The sequence below is a fragment of the Roseibium polysiphoniae genome, from assembly GCF_014842925.1.
Taxonomy (GTDB): Bacteria; Pseudomonadota; Alphaproteobacteria; order Rhizobiales; family Stappiaceae; genus Roseibium; species Roseibium polysiphoniae.
The window spans coordinates 264608-282942 of record NZ_JACYXJ010000001.1 but is presented as its reverse complement, the minus strand read 5'-3'; the positions used below and the strand labels follow the sequence as shown (position 1 = coordinate 282942).

Sequence of the window (18335 nt, the reverse complement as noted above, 5' to 3'; positions counted from 1 at the left end):
ACGCGCCGCCACCTTCTCAGCGCGGTGCCATGCGGATCGCGCCGTCGAGGCGAATGGTTTCGCCGTTGAGCATCTCGTTCTCACAGATGGATTTGACAAGCTGGGCATATTCCGAGGCCCGGCCGAGGCGCGAGGGAAACGGCACCTGTTTACCAAGACTGTCCTGCACCTCCTGAGAGAGGCCAAGCAGCATCGGCGTTTCGAAGATGCCAGGCGCAATCGTCATAACCCTAATTCCGGATTGAGACAGATCGCGCGCAATGGGCAGTGTCATTCCGGCAATGCCTGCCTTGGATGCAGCATAGGCCACCTGACCGACCTGGCCGTCAAAGGCTGCCACGGATGCGGTCGAGATAACGACCCCGCGTGCACCGTCCTCATTGATCGGCTCTTGCGCCGCCATGGACGCAGCGGCCAGCGATGTACAGCGGAAGGATCCGACAAGGTTGACGGCGATCACCTTCTCAAACATGTCCATCGGATGCGGCTCACCGCGTGAAACGGTCTTGGCGACGGGCGCTATGCCGGCGCAATTGACAAGAAGGCGCTCCACGCCGTGGGCATGGCGGGCGGCCGCAAAGCCTGTCTCGACGCTTTCCTGATCCGTAACGTCGACTTCAACGAAGAGACCACCGATCTCCTCGGCAGTGGCCTCGCCCTGCTCCTTGTCCCGGTCGAAAATCGTGACCCTTACGCCCTCACGGGCCAGCATGTGGGCGGTCGCTGCGCCCAGCCCTGACGCACCGCCCGTGACAACGGCAGCGATCGTTTGATTCAGTTGCATCTTCCCTCCAGGTCAATTTACAAATCAAACCATTGTTTTTAAATAGTTTTCATTGATAAATTGACTATTACGTCAATATAAGATTAAAAATGAACCCAAAGACGCTTGCGGTCAAGAGGCTGATGCCGTTAAGGGAGCGTTGGGACAGTCAATGCCACGAGCTGTCTGGCCGACTTATACGAGCACCGCGAGATCTATCGGCTTGCCGAGGCCCGACACCAAGACAGCCGGTCGCTGCTCGGCCTCCGGTCCGGTATAGCCCTGTTCTCGAGCGAGGGCGTAGGTCTTGCTGTCGGTCAGGGCAGCACTGTGTTGATGCTTGTTGGCGTCTTCCAGCTTCGCGGCACGGTTCACCGCGTCTCCGATCACCGTGAACTCCAGCCTGTCGGTACTGCCAACGGTTCCAACCATGATCGATCCGGCTGCGACAGCTGTGCCCACGCGCAGAGGCTCCGGCCAGCCCGCTTCTGTGAAGCGCGATTGCTGCGCGGAGATCTCTGTTACCAGTCGCCGTGCGGTTCGCACTGCGTCGGCCGCATAGGTCGAAGACGGCATTACAGCGCCAAAGGTGGCAAGAATGCCGTCGCCCAGGAACTTGTCGACCCGGCCGCCCTCGTCCTTGATGATCTCAAGCGCGAGCCCCTGGTAGGCTGCCAGAACGGCCATGACCCTTTCAGGCGGCAGCGCACTGGCGGTTGCTGTGAAGGAGCGAATGTCGAGATAAAGGATCGCGGCATTTCGAACGCTCCCCTGCCCGGCAATCAATGCGGCTTCGGACGTCGTGATGGAGGCCGCAACCTCAGGCGCGAAGAAACGGCGCAGGTCGGTCGCGGCGGCCTGATCTCGCGTCGCTTCGAAGAGCATCACCCTGCCCCGGTAAAGGGCCGCGCTCAAAACGCCCGTGACCATCAGGATCACCATCGTCTTGTCGAGTTCGGCGCCGATCAGGATCGTGTTGCCCGTCAGGTAGTCAACATAGTTGCGGGTCACCCGCATGTGATCCATGTCAGCCAGCACCGCATAGGCGACGAGACCGAGCCAACCGGCAACCGCCACAAGGCCAGTCGTGAGGACAAACCGCGGATCGAACCGCAAGGCGCGCAGGGCGATGAAGATGAAGACATACATCAGCGTCGGGGCCTTCAGATAGAAGGTCGGGTGCTGGCCGTATTGAATGTGGAAGGAAAAGATCAGGCCAACGAGCAGCGCCATATCGACTGCGATCGACAGAAGCAGCAGCCATTTGGGCAACTCGACCCGGTAGGACAAGGCAAGACGGGCGATCGTGAAAATGAAGTAGCCGCCCAGCGCAACAGGCACAAAATTGAAGCCACTGCTGCCTTCCGCCTTGGGTGCGATTGCATAGAGGGCCGAGAAAAACAGCACGATCACCAGCTGTACCCAACCGATCAGACGCTCCGAGGCGATTTCGCGCTGATGGATTTCCGCCCGCACCCGGGCCGGCAGGCCGCTTTCGGGCGGGCCTCCCTGGAGTATATAGCGGATCCAACCACCCAAACGCGCCATCTAATCCTCATCGTGTATGCTGCTTGCAGGCCATGCTGATGGATCTGCGAGCCAGGCGCAACCGCGGCTAGCGCTTTGTGATGGGACGTGATCAGACGCGCCAAGACAGCTTCTTCCGAGAGTAGATCAAAGCCCGTCAGGGAACGATCAGCATGCCTTCCTTGGCAATGAGGGTACCGGGATGGATCGCTTCGGCAGCCTTCGCGATCTCATCGAGCTCATCATCGCTGCGACGCGGATCGTGATGAATCAACACGGGAACTTTCACATTCGCCTGTCCGGCGAGTTCCAGCGCTTTCTGCCATGTTGAATGGCCCCAGCCCTCGTAGGTCGGATATTCCTCATCCGTGAACATCGCGTCATAGATCATATAATCGACGCCTTCGACAAAGCTCCTGACGTTGGCATCAATTTCCGGGTTGCCATGCTCATGATCGGTGATGATTGCAATGGACTTGCCCCGATATTCAAAGCGATATCCGCAAGCGCCGCCCGGGTGGTTCAGCTTCACTGTGCGGATCACAAGCTCGCCATCCCGCTCCAAGGTATCGCCGGCGGAGAAGGACTTGAACTCAACCGCTTTCAGGGTCTTCGCGGCGACCGGGAAGATCGGCGGCGACATGATGCGGCTGACGATGTCAGCCAGACTGGTCTCGTCCTGAAAGTGCCCTGCCCATGCGCGGACCTTGAAGCGCTCATCGTAAGCAGGCTTGAAGAACGGCAGACCACAAATGTGGTCAAGGTGCGTGTGGGTGAAAAGCAGGTCAAATTCACGCGGCATCGCTTGGCACAGATTCATGCCGAGATTTCTTGCGCCAGAACCACAATCCACCAGAATCAGAGCATCGCCAGCGCGAATTTCCAGGCAGATTGTCTCCCCGCCATAGCGCAGGGTGCTCGCGCCCGGTGTCGGTGTTGACCCCCTGGCGCCCCAGCAGCGAAGCGAAAATTCTGTCGCCAATCCGTTTCTCCTTAAGCCGCGGCGTCCGAGCGGGCAGCGGCAAGATCACGTGTCGTGCGCTCAAGTCGCAGTGCCAAGGTTCTCATAACCTCCAGCGACATTTCAGGAAACTCCTTGAGCAATTTCAGGAAATCATCTTTCGATACCGTTAGGACATCCATATCGGACGCTGCAATCAAGGTTGCTGTCCGTGGAACGTCGCACAAAATGGCGATTTCCCCCACGATCGAGTTTTCTTTCACCTGTGCCACGACCTTCTCACCGTCAGGCGTGTTGACGATCACATTGGCAGCGCCCTTCAAGAGGATGAATGCGCTGTCGCCTTCCTCCCCTTGTGTACACATGCGTTCGCCAGCCTTGTACTCCATACGGTCGGAGATGAAGGCAAGCAGTCGGAGTTTGGTTTCGTCGATCCCGCGAAACAGGGGCACCTTTCTGAGGGCCTCGACTTCAGTTTCCAAAGACACAGTTACCTCCTTTGCCGTTTCCGGCAATCTTGCCCTGGCGATCGTTTAGAAAACGCCCGAGTGCAGAAAAGCACCTTGTTCGCCCGGCCTCAAGCATGCTCATCGCTATCTTGGGACATACGCCCTTGTTCCAAAACCAATTTCTTTTGAAATCCGCTGGCCGCCGCTGCGTTAGGCGCGCCAAACAAAAAGGTTCGTCCCTTGAGAATTTCTTGCAGGGTCGCACGCAACGCCTGATCTTCTTCACCAACACCGGTGGCAATATCGTCCAGGATGGTGAGCTTGGCGTTTTTCAAAAGCGCGCGGACAAGGGCCAGTCGCCTGCGTTGTCCCGCAGACAGACGCGAACCTGAGACTCCCACATGGTAATCAAAGCCGGCAAAGACAATGGGCTCGCGCAGACCGGTCTCTTCGACGATGGTGCGGATCACCGCATCGATGCGCTGACGGGCGTCCCGCCGGTCGACACGCGGGCGACCGAAGAGCAGATTGTCCTCGATGGTCAGCGGCGGGAGGTAAAGCTCCGGATCGATGGCAACAAAACTGTCACCGGTCGCGACCACCTTCTTGTGGAAAGTGGCGCGGGCCGCGACCACGGCCTCCTTCATGGCGTCGTCCATGACGCCAAGACGGTGCCGCGCAGGAACCAGTTTGAACGCCAGTGCAATCAGGCGGTCCTGATCGGCCTGGGTCAGTCCCGGCCTTTGCTGTTCGGAGCGCGCAACACGGGTGATCCGATCAAATTCGGGCAGATCATCCTGCGTGATGAACGAGTAGTTCCCCAACAAGCCGCTGTCGCCGCTGACATTGGCAAACAGCTCAACCATGGTCTCCGCAATCTTCAGGCCGATTTCGCGGAGCTTTCCATCCAGCCCGGTTTCCTTCAAAAACGCCCGGACCTCAGGCAGCTCAGGCACATTTTCCATGCTGATTTCAGGATCGGACGGCACAGCGAAGAAGAGGTTCTCGGCAAGGCTCGCACTGGCGTTGAATTTCGAGATATCCCAGAGTTCGACGAGGCCGGCAATTTCGGGATCCCCGGCAATACGCGCAGCAAGTTTCCTGCGCACCGCCAGGATACGATCAGCAAAAACGTCGTCCATAGCCGGATCAAAGCGAGACTGCAGACCGAGACGATAGATGTCGGATTCCAGAGAGACCGCCTTCAGAAGGTCTAGGGCGCGTGCGTCCAACCCATGCATATCCTCGACACCTGCGGCCGAGAAATCATCCCAGACAGCGGCAAGATCGTAGGTCGGGTTTTTGGTTTCTGCAGCTTCCGCTAGCCGTCGCTTGTAATCACTGAGCGCGCTTCCTTCCCGCTCAAGCTCGGCAAGCGGTCTATGGCGGAGACCGTAGTAGAGATTGTCCCGGATCGTCCCCGTCCAGATATGTACTGCGCCGCCGACGTAGGCGATCTCGCGGCCCAAAGTGGAGGCGGTGAGTTTGTCCAGATCCCGTGTTCCGATCTTCACGGTTCCGGAGGCCGGGCTGACAAGTCCGGCTGCCAGCTGCAACACCTCCGATCGGCCTGATCCATCGGGACCGATGATCGCAAAGGCGGCTCCCTCGGGAACCTTCAAATTGATGTCCGTCACCTCCTGACCAGCGGCGCCGCCAGAGAAACTTACACCCGACATCTCCAGGTCACCGGTCAGCTCGACGCACTCATCGGCGGTCAGACGCTCGACCGGATAGATATCCGCCGGGTCAAAGTTTTCGACGACCGTCTGATACTTCACATCCACATCGGCGACGAGCTGGTAGTAGGCCAAGAGTTCCTTCCAGGGGCCAGCCAGATCCTTGTAAGCAGCGATGACCGCCAGCAGCGCACCCATGCTCAAATTGCCTTCGATGACGAGATAACCACCGATCAGGTAGAAGAAGAACGGCGTCAGCTGATTCATGAAGTTATTGAGAAACTTGATGAAATATTTGCGATTGAAGATCTCATAGCGGATCTTGAAATTCTCGTAGAGACGGTCCGAAAGATCCGCCGAATGCCAGGCCGCGGCATCGTTTGCGTGGATCTCCGGCACGCCGGAAATGCTCTCGCCAACCTTGTCTGCGATCAGGCGAACGTTCTTCACGCGCCTGCGCGACAGCAGGATCACCTTGCGCTGCAGCTTGGGGATCACATAGCCCTGAACCGGATAAGACGAGATTGCAGCGAGACCCAGAAGCGGATCCTGCATGAAGATAAAGCCGAGCTGCACCACCAGCATCCCGCCCTGATAGGCCGGCAGAGCGAAAGCCTCACCAATGAAACCGCCGACGTCCTCGACCTCGGAGGTGATCATTGGGATGATCTCGCCGGAGCTCACCTTCCTGAAGTGTGGCAAGCGAAACCGAAGGACCCGCTGAAAGAGCTCGAAGCGCAACCGCCGCAGCATGCGCTCACCCAAACGCCCCTTATAGACGTTGATGTAGAGCTTCAGACCGTTGGAGAGGACGACGAGCCCGAGGAAGCCGACACACAGCAGCAGCAGGTAGGAAATCTGGTCGAACTCAAAGCCAAAAATATCTCGTGGAAAGTCATCGCCCTGCACTGCGTCATTGACAATCAGCTTGGGCAATTCCAGGAGCACATAGCTTACCGGATAGGACAGCACGGTGACGAGAAGGATGAAAATCTGTTGCTTGGCGCTAAACTTCCAAATGAAGCTAAAAAGGCTTTTTTCCATTACCCCATCCAGATTGACCCGCACCAACGTCGTGCACCTGTCGGATTTTTAGTATATTACCCCTCGAAGGGGGATGTGCCACTGATGTTTGACCTTCAAGCCAAAGATCAGGTCAGTTACAAGTAAGACCCGACCGAGGGCCTGCCAAGTGCAGGTGTCAACACCGCGAGCCGGATCGGCGCAACGAATGGGGAAGTATGCGGTCGAATTCACCGAAAATTTTGATCTACAGCCACGATTCGTTCGGGCTGGGTCATCTCCGCCGTTGCCGCGCGATTGCTCATTCGCTCGTCGGGACCTTCGATGACCTGTCGGTTCTGATTCTGTCCGGATCTCCGATCATTGGCAGTTTCGAGTTCAGGTCGCGGGTGGATTTCGTCCGGATTCCTGGCGTTATCAAGCTGCGCGACGGCGAATACACCCCGCTTTCCCTGCATTTGAACATCGATCATACCCTGGCGATTCGCTCCTCCATCATCGAGCACACCGCAAAAGTCTTTGATCCAGACATTTTCATCGTCGACAAGGAGCCATTGGGTCTGCGCGGCGAAGTCGTACCGACGCTCGAGGCACTGAAGGACACGGATACACGCCTTGTGCTTGGCCTGCGCGATGTCATGGATGATCCGGAAATCCTGCGCCACGAATGGGAGCGCAAGAACGTCTATCCCGCGCTGCAGTCGCTTTATGACGAGATCTGGGTCTATGGCCCAGAAGGCATCTGCAACCCCGTTGAGGGAATCGACCTGCCGGAAGGCATCGAGGAAAAGCTGCGCTACACCGGCTATTTGCGCCGCAGTCTTCCTGAAGGCGCCGAGACGGTTCCCAAACCCTCTCCCTTCGGAGAAGAGCCCTATATTCTGGTGACTCCAGGCGGCGGCGGCGATGGCGTCGAGATGGTCGACTGGGTCATGCGCGCCTATGAAGCGCGCAAGTACCCGCTGTTTCCTGCCCTGATCATTCTCGGTCCCTTCATGCCGGCTGCATCAGTTGCCCAGTTCGTTGAGCGCGCCGAACACTTGCGCGACGTTGAAATCATTCGCTTCACGCCGCAGATCGAGCCCTACCTGGCCAATGCCACGGCGATTGTTGGCATGGGCGGCTATAATACGTTCTGCGAGATCCTCTCGTTCGACAAACCAACGTTGATGGTTCCGCGCATCGTTCCACGCCGCGAACAAGCGATTCGGGCAGCGCGCGCCGAGGCAAGCGGCCTGCTGAATGTTCTGCCGATCGACGCCTATCCGGACCCGGACCTGATGACCGAAGCACTGGTGGCACTGCCGAACGCACCGCGTCCATCAGCTGCCGGTGTCGAGAACCTGCTTGGCGGCCTCGAACTCATCGAGGAACGTGTCGGCGAGATCTTCGAGGAAAATCGACCGGGCCAATCTGAGCAGAAGCTCGTCAACTTCTAGGGCGCCACTCCCGGACCAAAGCCCAACACGACCAATCACAAGAGAATTCCCATGTCCCGCATCGCCGTCGTGGTCAAAGGCTATCCGCGCCTTTCCGAAACCTTCATCGCCCAGGAAATCCTGGGGCTGGAACGGCGGGGCATCCCGATCCTGATCGTGGCGCTTCGAAAGCCCTATGATCCCTTCATCCACGAATTGCACCGGCAAATCTCGGCCGAAGTGCTTTACCTCCCCGAGTACGTCAAGGACGATCCTGCTCGTGTCGCCAGAGCAAAACGCTGGGCCGAAAGCCAGCCGACCCATGCCGCTGCCAAAGCACTTTTCGATGCAGATTTCACGCAAGAGCACAATGCCGGCCGCCAGCGGCGGTGGGCACAGGGCTGCGTCTTTGCCCATGAGTTGCCCGAGGACATTTCCTGGATCCACACGCATTATCTGCATACGCCATGCTCGGTTGCGCGCTATGCCGCGCACCTATCGGGCCGCGGATGGTCCTTCTCGGCCCATGCCAAGGATATCTGGACAAGCCCGGAATGGGATCTCCGGACAAAGCTGGACGACGCGGCCTGGGGTGTGACATGTACAGGTGTCAACACCGCGCACCTGAAAGGCCTTTCGGCGGCGCCCGAGAAGGTCGAACTCGTCTATCACGGCCTTGACTTCACCGGCTTCCCGATGCCGCGCGAGACACCCTCCACGCGCGACGGCTCAGGAGAGCCCGTCCGGATTCTGTCGGTCGGACGTGCCGTTGAAAAGAAGGGTTATGACGACCTGCTTCACGCATTTGCGCAGTTGCCCGATGGCCTCAACTGGCAATTCGTTCACATCGGTGGCGGGGAACTCTCCGATCAATTGCAGCAGCTTGGCGAAAAGCTGGGCCTTTCGGACCGCATCATCTGGAAGGGCGCACAACCGCGCGAAGAGGTGATCAAGGCATGCGCCGAGGCCGATCTCTTCACCTTGCCGTCCAAACTCGCGAAATCCGGCGACCGGGACGGTCTTCCCAACGTTCTGATGGAAGCCCAATCCATGGGCCTGTGCTGCCTGTCGACACAGGTCTCCGCGATACCGGAACTGATCACTGACGGCAAAACCGGCCGTCTTGTGCCCCCCGCAGACCGGGATGCACTGAGCGCGGCGCTGGCCGAGTTGATTGCGGATCCCGCCCGGCGTGATAAGCTTGGCCGCGCCGCTTCGGACCATGTGCGCAAGGAATTTGCCAGCGCGCCAGGGCTTGATCACCTGGCCGAAAAATTCCGCAAGGTCCTCTAAGGTTCTCAAGCACCGGGATCAGCCTCTTGAAGATCGCCTTCACAGCGCCGATGAAGCCGCTGGACCATCCGGTCCCGTCCGGCGACCGGACCATGGGGCGCCTGATTGTCCAGGCGCTTGAGTCGCGCGGGCATGACGTTCGTGTCGCCAGCCGCTTCCGCTCTTGGTCGAAAGACAGCGGCGAGGACGTTCAGCGCGCGATCCGCGACGAGGCTCTGGCGGAAGCCGACCGGGTGGCTGGCGAATGGCTTGCCGAAGGCTACCGGCCGGATGTGTTTCTGACCTACCACCTCTATCACAAGGCACCGGACTGGATCGGCCCCGCGCTTGCCGACAAATTCGGCATCGCCTACGCCATCGTCGAGGCAAGCCGCGCACCAAAGCGCAAAACCGGCCTCTGGGCCTTCGGCTTCGAGGCTGCCGATGCAGCCCTGGCCCGGGCAGATCAGGTCGCGGCCCTTCACAAGGCAGACAGCGAATGTCTGGCTGACGTCGTTTACAAGGATCGGCTGAGGGTTCTTCTCCCCTTTCTGGACGCAGAACCATTTGAAGAGGCGGCTCGACATGGCGCGGCCACGCCACATTCTCCGCTGAAGCTTTTGACCGTGGGCATGATGCGTGACGGCGACAAGACCCGTTCCTACGAAGTTCTGGCCGATGCGCTTGCCCGCGTTGCCGACCTGCCCTGGGAACTGACCATCATTGGCGACGGGCCCAATCGCGAAAGTATTCTGGCGCGCTTTCCTGAAACCCGCGTCCGATGCCTTGGAGCCATGGAGCCGGAAGATCTTCCGGACCTCTATGCGGCCCATGACCTCTTTGTCTGGCCGGCCATCCGCGAAGCCTTCGGATTTGTGTTCCTCGAAGCACAGGCCGCTGGCCTCGGCGTCGTCGCGGGAGACACATTCGGCGTTCCCGACATTGTCCGGCATGGCGAGACAGGGCTGTTGTCAGCGGAAGGCGACGCTGAAGCCCTTGCCGCCAATCTGCGCCAGGTTCTTGAAGCACCTGACCGGGCCAAGACCCTTGGCGATGCCGCCCGAGCCCATATCGCGGCCAACCACAGGCTGGAGGCTGGAGCCCAGCGTCTCGACGCCCTGCTGGAAGCGGCTCTCGATCAACGCTGGGACCGCACGCCAGCGCCCTCCCGCCCAGCAATCGTTCCGGACCAGACATGACGCATTCGGCTTTCATCCATGTTCAGCATCTCCTGGGCACAGGTCACGCGGTGCGCGCCGCCGCCATCGGCAAAGCGCTGACGGCCCGTGGTGTCGACGTGACCCTGGCAACTGGCAACCTGTTGCCGCCAACCCTGGACACCACCGGCCTCAAGGTCGTGCAATTGCCGCCGGTAAAGAGCCCGGACGCTGTCTTCAACCGGCTGGTGACGCCGGACGGCGACCCGATTGACATTGCCTGGGAGGAAATGCGGACGGCCGCAACATTGGACGCCTTTGCGGCCAAGCCCCATGATCTGCTTCTGACCGAAACCTATCCGTTTGGGCGCCGCCAGTTCGAGTTCGAGCTCTCTGCGCTTTTGGATGCCGCACGGCGGCGTGACAGGCCGCCGCTGATCGCCACATCCATCCGGGATATTCTCGTGCGCAAGCAGGAGCTTTGGAAAGAGGAATGGATGGCCGATCAGGCCGTGAAGTTCTACGACCGGATCCTGTGCCACTCCGACCCGGATTTCGTTCAGCTGTCCGACAGTTTCCCCTTTGCCGATAAGGTCGAGCATCTGCTGCGATACACGGGCTTTGTCGGCGGCGGCAAGCGCCCCGTCCCGCCCGATGGCGTGGGCGAAGATGAAGTGATCATTTCCTGCGGTGGCGGCGCAGTCGCCGAAGGACTGTTGATGGCCGCTCTCGAGGCCCGCCCCCTCTCCCGGCGCGCTGAAGACACGCATTGGCGGATTTTGGTCGGCCACGATATTTCCGAAGACGCCTTCCAGACCTATCGCAAGAGCGCAGGCGACGGATTGATCGTGGAGCGCGCGCGAAGGGATTTTCCCGGACTTCTGGAGCGGGCGCGGCTGTCTGTTTCTCAGGCAGGCTACAACACGGTGCTGGATGTGCTCATTGCCGGCGTCCCGGCGGTCTTCGTGCCCTTTGCCCAGGTAAAGGAAACCGAACAGACCCAGCGGGCCAACGCTCTCGCTTCCCATGGCCGGGCTGTCGTCACACCGGAACAGAACCTGACGCCGGAGCGGCTCGCCGCGGCGATCGACGACGCACTTGCCCTGCCCCGATCGTCTCATCAGGTTCTGCTCGGCGGCGCAGAAAAAAGCGCCGATATTCTTCTGGAAGACTTGAAGGCCCGCGCTGCATGAGTTCAGACTTTGACCGTTTCCAGGCTGAGCTGACCGTCCATCTCGACTGGTTTGCCGAACGCGGCAAAAAGGTTCGTTTCTGGTGGCGGGATGATGATGCGGTTGAGCCGACCGAGGATCTCGACCGCCTGCTTGCGATCGCCAATGCCCATGACGTTGATGTCGCCCTTGCGGTCATTCCCAAACATGCGAGGGAAGCGCTTGCAGAGCGGCTTTCAAACGAACCTCATGCGGTCATCTTGCAACATGGCTTTCAGCACAAGAATTTCCAGCGCAAGGACTTGGGCGAAAAGGCCGGCGAACTGGGCTCACGTCGGGATCCGGATCAGTTGATCGCAGAACTTGCCGAGGGCAAGGCGCGTCTTGAGGAACTCTTTGGCGGTCGCTTCGTGCCGGCCATGGTCCCGCCCTGGAACCGGATTGCGCCCGAGATCTCGCGCCGCCTGCCCGGCATTGGTCTCGATGGCTTGTCGACCTTCACCTGGCATCATTTCCCCCGTCCGGGGCAGGTACAAAGCCACGTCGACATTATCAAGTGGAAGAAAGACCGCCGCTTCATCGGCTGGAACAGCGCCCGCCTGCGCCTCGACCTGCAGCTCTGCCGCCGCCGGACCAACCCGTCCGAGCCGCTCGGCATTCTCAGCCACCACCTCGCCCATGAAGACGGCTGCTATGAGTTCCTCGACCGCTTCCTCAACATCGCCGCACACCACCCGGGGGCTGAGTGGCCGCGGGTGAAGGATCTGTTTTCGAAGTAGCGCTTTTTCTTCCGACCACGCCATTCAATCTCCCTCGTGATGGGGAGATGTCTGCGCATGCAGACAAGAGATGTGATGAAGGCCCTCCTCTGCTTGATCAAATCCGCGTGGCAGCTCTTGGCCCGGGAAGTGAAATGATCCTAAGATCAGTGTCCCGCCATCGCTTCCTTCGGAGCCTTCATGTCTTCTCACGACCATGATCATTCCCACGATCACAACCATTCAGAGCTCTCGCCGATTGAGCTGCGGGTGCGTGCGCTGGAAACGCTGTTGACGGAAAAGGGCTATGTCGACCCGCCGGCGCTGGATGAGCTGATCGAGACCTATGAGACAAAGATCGGCCCGAAGAACGGCGCGCGTGTTGTTGCAAGGGCCTGGAGCGATCCTGCTTATCGGGACCGGCTGATGAGCGACGCGACCGCCGCGATCGCCGAATTCGGCTTCACCGGCCGTCAGGGTGAACACATGGTGGCGGTCGAGAACACGCCGGACACCCACAACATGGTCGTTTGCACCCTTTGCTCCTGCTATCCGTGGACGGTGCTGGGCCTGCCACCGGTCTGGTATAAATCCGCGCCCTACCGCTCCCGCGCCGTGCGTGACCCCTCCGGCGTTCTGACGGAATTCGGCGTTCGCCTGCCGGAGAAGACCGGCATCCGCGTCTGGGATTCGACCGCGGAAGTGCGCTACCTCGTGATCCCCATGCGGCCGGAGGGCACCGAAGGCTGGAGCGAAGACCAACTAGCCGAGCTCGTTACCCGAGACAGCATGATCGGAACCGGGTTGGCGCTGTCGCCGCAGGCTCTGGAGGCGGCCCGATGAATGGCGCGCAGGACCTCGGTGGCCAGATGGGCTTTGGCGCGATCGAGCTGGAGGAAAACGAGCCGAATTTTCACGGCAAATGGGAAGAGCGGGCCTTTGCCATCACCCTTGCCATGGGCGCGACCGGCTCCTGGACGCTCGACACCTCCCGCTTTGCCCGCGAGAGCCTGCCTCCCGCCATCTATCTTGGCACCAGCTATTACGAGATCTGGACAAGGGGCCTGGAAAAGCTCTGCCTACAGGCAGGGCTGTTCAGCGAAGACGAGCTTGCGAGCGGCCACAAGATCCAACCGCCTTCGCCGGTAAAACGCGTCCTGCAGGCTAAGGATGTGGCGGCCACCCTTGCCAAGGGCGGGCCCGTGGACCGGCCGGAGACAGCCCCTGCCGCCTTCAAGGTTGGTGACAGGATCCGCACCAAGGTGATGCATCCGGAAGGCCACACGCGCCTTCCGCGCTATGCCCGGGGCTGCGAAGGTGTGATCGAAGCCGTTCACGGCGTCCACGTCTTCCCCGACACCAATGCGCGCGGCGACGGCGAACAGCCGACCTGGCTTTATGGTGTTGCTTTCAAGGGCACGAACGTCTGGGGTCCGGACAGCGATCCGAAAGTAAGCCTGAGCCTTGATCTCTGGGAGCCTTATCTTGACCGCCTCTGATCTGATGGATGCCTCCCCGGCCATTCCCATCGGTGAGGACGGCCCGGCCTTTTCCGCCCCCTGGGAGGCCAAGGTCTTTGCCATGACCCTGAGCGCCTATGACGCTGGGCTTTTCACCTGGAAGGACTGGGCACAAACCCTTGGCGCGGAACTGGCCAAGGACGCGCCCGGCGCGCCATGCAAGCCCTATTACGAACACTGGCTGACAGCCTTTGAGAAACTGCTGGCCGCCAAGGGCCTCACCTCTCTTGCCGACCTCGGCAGACTTCAGGACGCCTGGGACAAAGCCGCCCGCGCCACACCCCACGGCGAACCGATTGCGCTCAAGAGCTAGTTCACTCTCCCGCAGATCAGGCGCTGACACCCAGAAATCGACCCGAGTTGGCCTTGAAATCATCAGCTGCAAAACGCACGAACCGGCGTATCCGCTCGACGTTTTTCAGGTCGGGATGTGTCAGCACCCAGATATCGAAGTAGCGGCTGAGTTCGAAGCCGGGAACACGCTCAAGTTCAGGATCCGTGTCACCCAGAAAGCAGGGCATGCGGCCGATTCCCATCCCGGCCCTGACGGCAGACTGCGTTGCGATCATGTCGTCGCAGACCACGGTCGTATGGGCATTTGGAAAACGTGCCCGAACCTCCTTTGGCGGCTGCTTGCCCCACCATTTGAACGAGACGCTCTCAATTGCCTCCGCGCTCGAACTGCTGGCAAAGGCTTCCGAGTGGCTGCGCAGATACTCTCTCGAGGCGTAAAAGGTTCTGTTTTGGCCTGTTGCAAGGCGGCCAAATAGGTTTTCGTCCGGGCGATCTGTCACCCTGATGGCCACATCCGCCTCACGCCGGTGCAGACTGAGGATCTCGTTTGCCGCGTTCATTGAAAGTTCAATACGCGGGTGAAGCCGGGCGAAGCGCGCCATGGTGTCGGCAAGACCGGACTGGAAGATCAGCTGGGCGGCCGTGACCCGCAAGGAGCCTTCCAGCACGGTATCCTGAGCGGTGATACGCGTGTCCAGACTGTAGAGTTCGGTCTCGATCCGCCTGGCGCTCTCGACCGCCTCGCTGCCTGCGGGCGTGGGCGTCAGCCCATCCGGCAAACGCTCAAAAAGGCGGGTGCCAAGCCCCTCCTCCAGGGCAGAAAGACGACGCGACACCGTCGTGTGATTGACGCCCAGCTTGCGCGCTGCCGCCGAGAGATTTCCGGCCGTGGCAACGGCCAGCACAAACTTCAGGTCATCCCACTTTTCCATAGTGTGCATTATTGCACATATTGGTTTCAAATTTGTGGAATTTTACACAGGTCCATCTGCAGCTAGTTTCCTCTTACCCGAAACCTGGAGATGACACATGACTGTTCAAGCCATTGCCCTGATCACGGTGACCGACAAGGAGACGCTCGGCAAATACCGCGAGGTCGCAGGCGAGGCTCTCGCCAAACACGGCGGCCGGGTGGCAGCCGCGGACCCTGCTCCTGCCGTCCTGGAGGCCGCCTTCGACGCACCCGATATCGCCGCCCTGCTCGAGTTTCCGACCGTCGAGGCTGCAACGGCCTGGCGCGAGGACCCGGCCCTGGAGCCAATCCACGCCCTGCGCAACACCGGCGGAAAATCCACCATCGTGGTTCTGCCGTCCTGATCGAGGCACGGCTGAAAACAAAAAAAGGCGGCCCAAATGGCCGCCTTTTTCCTGTTCCTCGATCTTTGGCTGCTCAGCGGACGGGCTTGAACACACCCCGTTCAGGTCAAGCCGTAACCGGCTTGACGAGGCGCATGCGCCAGGTGACGCCCTTCTTGTCGGAGACGAGACGGTAGTCGTCGAGGACTTCCCATTTGCTCTCGTCGTCCGTAGCTTCCCAGAGTTTGGCGATCAGCTTGTTCGCGCCACTTTCCGGCCGCTTGGGCGAATACATGGACAGCGCGATGACGCCATCGTCCTTCAGGAAGGGCGCATAGCGCGCAACAACGGCAGCCGGATCTTCGGCGAAATGCAGAACCTCGTTGAAGACGATGGCCGAGAAACGCTCACCATCCTGCGGTTCGAACGTGTGCATGTCGCCGGCGCGAAGGGATGCGATCGACGGGTCGACATTGGCGATCTCCAGGGCGGCCGGCGCGAGATCCATGCCGACATAACGCTTGATGCCCATGGGCTGCAGGCGCTCATAGAGCAGGCCTTCGCCGCAGCCGATGTCCAGAACCTCGTCCATGGAGTTGGACAGGTTGAGCCACATGCCGATGATGCCGTAGCGGCCGCTTTCGGGCAGCGAGCGCAGGAAGGCCCAGCGGCCCGCTTCATATTCCTCGTCCCACCCTTCGGCGGTGCTGGCATTCTTCGACATGGGGTCTCCGATTGGCTTGCACCGCAGCTCAGACGCCGCGGCACCGATTCAAATTCGTCTCGGGATCACTTATAGGGATCGGCGGCGTCGCGCAAACCATCACCGAGGAAATTGAACGCCAGAACCACGATGATGATCGGGATCACCGGCGCCATCAGCCAGGGATAGACCGTGACGACCGAGATGTTCTGCGCCTCGTTGAGGAGAACACCCCAGGAGACCGACGGGCGGCGAAGGCCGAGATTGAGGAACGACAGAGCCGTCTCCCCCAGGATCATCGAGGGGATCGACAAGGTCGCAGAGGCAATGATGTGACTGGTGAAGCCCGGCAACAAATGACGGGTAATCACACGGCCCGGCTTGGCTCCCATCAACACTGCGGCGCGGGCGTACTCCTCTTCGCGCAGGGACAGAAGCTTGGAGCGTACGGCTCTGGCAAGGCCCGGCCAATCCAGAAGGCCGAGAATGATGGTCAGGCCGAAGTAGATCCAGACCGGTGCCCAGGTCACCGGAAGTGCCGCCGAAAGCGCCATCCAGAGCGGCAGTTCTGGCAACGAGCGCATGATCTCGATCAGCCGCTGGATCAGATTGTCGGCAATGCCGCCGAAATAACCGGCGATCCCGCCGAAGAAGAGACCGAGCACGATGGAGATCGCAACGCCAACAAGGCCGACAGTCAGGGACAGCCTCGCGCCGTAGATCAGACCCGAAAGCTGATCCCGCCCGAGACGGTCGGTCCCCAGCAAAAACAAGGTCCCCCCCTCGGCAGGGCAAACGAGATGGAAGTCGGCGGTGAAGAGATTCCAGAACCGGTAGTTTACGCCCCGGCAGAAAAAGCGAAGTTTCTGCACCTTGGTCTTGTCGTCGGTAAAGACCCACTTCAGGTTGACCATGTCCACTTCGGACTTCATGCCATACACGAACGGCCCGACAAATTTGCCTTCGTGGAAGAGGTGCAAGGGTTGCGGCGGCGCATAAAGATGCAGACTGTCGCGGGTGTTCGGCGTGTAGGGCGCAATCTGCTCTGCAAAGGGAACGCAGAGATAGAACAGGATCAGCACAACCCCGGACCAGACAGCAACCTTGTGGCGTTTGAACTTCCACCACATTATTTGCCATTGAGACGCCTGGTAAAAGCGTTCCTGCTCGGCTGTCAGGTCTTCGGTGGTCGCGGGATTGAAGGGAGCCGGATCGACGTAATGTTCCACGGTGCTTCCGTTTTCCGTGCCGTTGCCGTTCATGTTCGCGCTCATGAGGACGCCCTCCCGCCAAGACGAATGCGGGGATCAAGGACGGCCAGCAGAAGGTCGGACACGAGCATGCCGAACAGCGTCAGCACCGCCACAAAGAGCAGGATGAAACCGGAGAGAAACTGGTCCTGACTTTGAAGGGCCGACAGAAGGACTGGCCCGACCGTCGGCAGATTCAACACCACCGAGACAATAACGGAACCTGACACCATGGACGGGATCAGGCTGCCGATGTCGGCGATGAACGGATTGAGCGCCATGCGCAGCGGATACTTGGTCAAAAGCTTGCGCTCGCTCAGGCCCTTGGCTCGGCCGGTCGTGACATATTGCTTGTGAAGCTCGTCGAGCAGATTGGCCCTCAACCGCCGGATCATGGCGGCCGTGCCCGACGTCCCGATCACAATTGTCGGAACGATCATATGTGCGAGGATGGAGAGCCCTTTATTGAGGCTCCAGGGCTGATCAATGTATTCGGGCGCCATCAGACCGCCGACGGACAGTCCGAACCATCTGTTGAACAGGTAGAGCAGGATCAATCCGAGCAGGAAGTTTGGAACCGCCAGGCCGAAATAGCCCAGCAAGGTGAAACCGTAGTCCCCCCAGGAGTATTGCCGGGTCGCCGAATAGATCCCGATCGGGAAGGAAACGATATAGACGAAGAGGATGGTGGCGAAGTTCAGAAGGACCGTGAGCGGCAGCGTCGGGCCGACCACGTCGGACACCGGCTTGTCGAACTCGAAGGACCACCCCCAGTTCCCCTGGATCAGGCCGTCGAAGCCATGGGGCCCGGGCCAGACACCGACCCAGATCAGATAGCGTTCGAAAAAGGGGCGGTCGAGCGCGAATTCCTTGCGCAGGAACTCAAGCTTCGCAACCGAGGAGGATTCTCCGGTAGACTTCAGAGCTGCGATCTGGTTCGAGATGTAATCGCCCGCCGGAAGCTCGATGATAAAAAACGTCAGGAAGCTGATGACAAACAGCGTCGGGATCATCGCCAAGATCCGGCGCGCTATATATTGCAACATTGAAACGTCCTCAGCTTCCCCGCACCCGCCTTTTTCAGGCACGGTGA

The 18335-nt window shown here is 59.9% G+C and carries 18 protein-coding genes; 9 read left to right on the top strand and 9 right to left on the bottom strand.

The window, feature by feature from the left end; genetic code table 11:
- Window positions 1-16 precede the first annotated feature (16 nt).
- The 5 genes from IG617_RS01355 to IG617_RS01335 all read right to left on the bottom strand — a co-directional run bounded on the left by IG617_RS01355 (window position 17) and on the right by IG617_RS01335 (window position 6423).
- A complete protein-coding gene (locus IG617_RS01355) occupies window positions 17-784 on the bottom strand; it encodes an SDR family NAD(P)-dependent oxidoreductase (protein WP_192106627.1) in 768 nt (255 codons plus the stop codon).
- A gap of 174 nt (window positions 785-958) precedes the next feature.
- Window positions 959-2311, bottom strand: coding sequence for an adenylate/guanylate cyclase domain-containing protein (locus IG617_RS01350; protein ID WP_192106626.1), 1353 nt, complete (start codon window positions 2309-2311; stop codon window positions 959-961).
- Window positions 2312-2447: 136 nt separating this feature from the next.
- Window positions 2448-3272, bottom strand: a complete 825-nt coding sequence (locus tag IG617_RS01345) for an MBL fold metallo-hydrolase (protein ID WP_192106625.1) — start codon at window positions 3270-3272, stop codon at window positions 2448-2450.
- Window positions 3273-3283: 11 nt separating this feature from the next.
- Window positions 3284-3739, bottom strand: coding sequence for a Crp/Fnr family transcriptional regulator (locus tag IG617_RS01340; RefSeq protein WP_192106624.1), 456 nt, complete (start codon window positions 3737-3739; stop codon window positions 3284-3286).
- Window positions 3740-3828: 89 nt separating this feature from the next.
- On the bottom strand, window positions 3829-6423 hold the full coding sequence (locus tag IG617_RS01335) for an ABC transporter ATP-binding protein (RefSeq protein ID WP_192106622.1): 2595 nt from the start codon (window positions 6421-6423) through the stop codon (window positions 3829-3831).
- Window positions 6424-6620: 197 nt separating this feature from the next.
- On the opposite strand from IG617_RS01335, the gene IG617_RS01330 reads away from it, so the two are divergent.
- The 8 genes from IG617_RS01330 to IG617_RS01295 all read left to right on the top strand — a co-directional run bounded on the left by IG617_RS01330 (window position 6621) and on the right by IG617_RS01295 (window position 14012).
- Window positions 6621-7841 (top strand): glycosyltransferase family protein, encoded by a 1221-nt coding sequence (locus tag IG617_RS01330; RefSeq protein WP_192106620.1) that lies wholly within the window; start codon window positions 6621-6623, stop codon window positions 7839-7841.
- A gap of 51 nt (window positions 7842-7892) precedes the next feature.
- A complete protein-coding gene (locus tag IG617_RS01325) occupies window positions 7893-9113 on the top strand; it encodes a glycosyltransferase family 4 protein (protein ID WP_192106618.1) in 1221 nt (406 codons plus the stop codon).
- Between the two features lie 26 nt (window positions 9114-9139).
- Window positions 9140-10291 carry a glycosyltransferase family 4 protein gene (locus IG617_RS01320; protein WP_192106617.1) on the top strand — a complete coding sequence of 384 codons (1152 nt, stop codon included), beginning with the start codon at window positions 9140-9142 and terminating at the stop codon, window positions 10289-10291.
- Window positions 10288-11442: a glycosyltransferase family protein gene (locus IG617_RS01315; RefSeq protein WP_192106616.1), complete on the top strand. Its 1155-nt coding sequence runs from the start codon at window positions 10288-10290 to the stop codon at window positions 11440-11442. Before IG617_RS01320 ends, IG617_RS01315 begins: the two co-directional genes overlap by 4 nt.
- On the top strand, window positions 11439-12200 hold the full coding sequence (locus tag IG617_RS01310) for a polysaccharide deacetylase family protein (protein ID WP_192106615.1): 762 nt from the start codon (window positions 11439-11441) through the stop codon (window positions 12198-12200). Before IG617_RS01315 ends, IG617_RS01310 begins: the two co-directional genes overlap by 4 nt.
- 180 nt (window positions 12201-12380) lie before the next feature.
- Window positions 12381-13022: a nitrile hydratase subunit alpha gene (gene nthA, locus IG617_RS01305; RefSeq protein ID WP_192106614.1), complete on the top strand. Its 642-nt coding sequence runs from the start codon at window positions 12381-12383 to the stop codon at window positions 13020-13022.
- Window positions 13019-13678 (top strand): nitrile hydratase subunit beta, encoded by a 660-nt coding sequence (gene nthB, locus IG617_RS01300; RefSeq protein WP_192106613.1) that lies wholly within the window; start codon window positions 13019-13021, stop codon window positions 13676-13678. The genes nthA and nthB overlap by 4 nt, the downstream gene beginning before the upstream one ends.
- Complete coding sequence (locus IG617_RS01295; RefSeq protein WP_254170399.1) at window positions 13665-14012, top strand: nitrile hydratase accessory protein; 348 nt, start codon at window positions 13665-13667, stop codon at window positions 14010-14012. The genes nthB and IG617_RS01295 overlap by 14 nt, the downstream gene beginning before the upstream one ends.
- A gap of 16 nt (window positions 14013-14028) precedes the next feature.
- Here IG617_RS01295 and IG617_RS01290 read toward each other — a convergent pair whose 3' ends face one another.
- Entirely contained in the window at window positions 14029-14925 is an 897-nt protein-coding gene (locus IG617_RS01290) for a LysR family transcriptional regulator (protein WP_192106611.1), read from the bottom strand.
- A gap of 97 nt (window positions 14926-15022) precedes the next feature.
- On the opposite strand from IG617_RS01290, the gene IG617_RS01285 reads away from it, so the two are divergent.
- Window positions 15023-15310: a DUF1330 domain-containing protein gene (locus IG617_RS01285; protein ID WP_192106608.1), complete on the top strand. Its 288-nt coding sequence runs from the start codon at window positions 15023-15025 to the stop codon at window positions 15308-15310.
- Between the two features lie 106 nt (window positions 15311-15416).
- On the opposite strand, the gene IG617_RS01280 is transcribed toward IG617_RS01285, so the two are convergent.
- The 3 genes from IG617_RS01280 to IG617_RS01270 form a co-directional block, all read right to left on the bottom strand.
- Window positions 15417-16013, bottom strand: coding sequence for a class I SAM-dependent methyltransferase (locus IG617_RS01280; protein ID WP_192106606.1), 597 nt, complete (start codon window positions 16011-16013; stop codon window positions 15417-15419).
- A gap of 65 nt (window positions 16014-16078) precedes the next feature.
- Window positions 16079-17266: an ABC transporter permease gene (locus tag IG617_RS01275; protein ID WP_246541345.1), complete on the bottom strand. Its 1188-nt coding sequence runs from the start codon at window positions 17264-17266 to the stop codon at window positions 16079-16081.
- Window positions 17263-18288: an ABC transporter permease gene (locus tag IG617_RS01270; RefSeq protein WP_192106604.1), complete on the bottom strand. Its 1026-nt coding sequence runs from the start codon at window positions 18286-18288 to the stop codon at window positions 17263-17265. Before IG617_RS01270 ends, IG617_RS01275 begins: the two co-directional genes overlap by 4 nt.
- Window positions 18289-18335: the final 47 nt, after the last annotated feature.

Bases quoted from the DNA above. Each gene is read 5' to 3' on its own strand.
- IG617_RS01355 (WP_192106627.1), bottom strand. From the start codon at position 784: ATGCAACTGAATCAAACGATCGCTGCCGTTGTCACGGGCGGTGCGTCA.
- IG617_RS01270 (WP_192106604.1), bottom strand. From the start codon at position 18,288: ATGTTGCAATATATAGCGCGCCGGATCTTGGCGATGATCCCGACGCTG.
- IG617_RS01330 (WP_192106620.1), top strand. From the start codon at position 6,621: ATGCGGTCGAATTCACCGAAAATTTTGATCTACAGCCACGATTCGTTC.
- IG617_RS01310 (WP_192106615.1), top strand. From the start codon at position 11,439: ATGAGTTCAGACTTTGACCGTTTCCAGGCTGAGCTGACCGTCCATCTC.
- nthA (WP_192106614.1), top strand. From the start codon at position 12,381: ATGTCTTCTCACGACCATGATCATTCCCACGATCACAACCATTCAGAG.
- IG617_RS01275 (WP_246541345.1), bottom strand. From the start codon at position 17,266: ATGAGCGCGAACATGAACGGCAACGGCACGGAAAACGGAAGCACCGTG.
- IG617_RS01315 (WP_192106616.1), top strand. From the start codon at position 10,288: ATGACGCATTCGGCTTTCATCCATGTTCAGCATCTCCTGGGCACAGGT.
- IG617_RS01290 (WP_192106611.1), bottom strand. From the start codon at position 14,925: ATGGAAAAGTGGGATGACCTGAAGTTTGTGCTGGCCGTTGCCACGGCC.
- IG617_RS01285 (WP_192106608.1), top strand. From the start codon at position 15,023: ATGACTGTTCAAGCCATTGCCCTGATCACGGTGACCGACAAGGAGACG.
- IG617_RS01335 (WP_192106622.1), bottom strand. From the start codon at position 6,423: ATGGAAAAAAGCCTTTTTAGCTTCATTTGGAAGTTTAGCGCCAAGCAA.
- nthB (WP_192106613.1), top strand. From the start codon at position 13,019: ATGAATGGCGCGCAGGACCTCGGTGGCCAGATGGGCTTTGGCGCGATC.
- IG617_RS01350 (WP_192106626.1), bottom strand. From the start codon at position 2,311: ATGGCGCGTTTGGGTGGTTGGATCCGCTATATACTCCAGGGAGGCCCG.
- IG617_RS01280 (WP_192106606.1), bottom strand. From the start codon at position 16,013: ATGTCGAAGAATGCCAGCACCGCCGAAGGGTGGGACGAGGAATATGAA.
- IG617_RS01325 (WP_192106618.1), top strand. From the start codon at position 7,893: ATGTCCCGCATCGCCGTCGTGGTCAAAGGCTATCCGCGCCTTTCCGAA.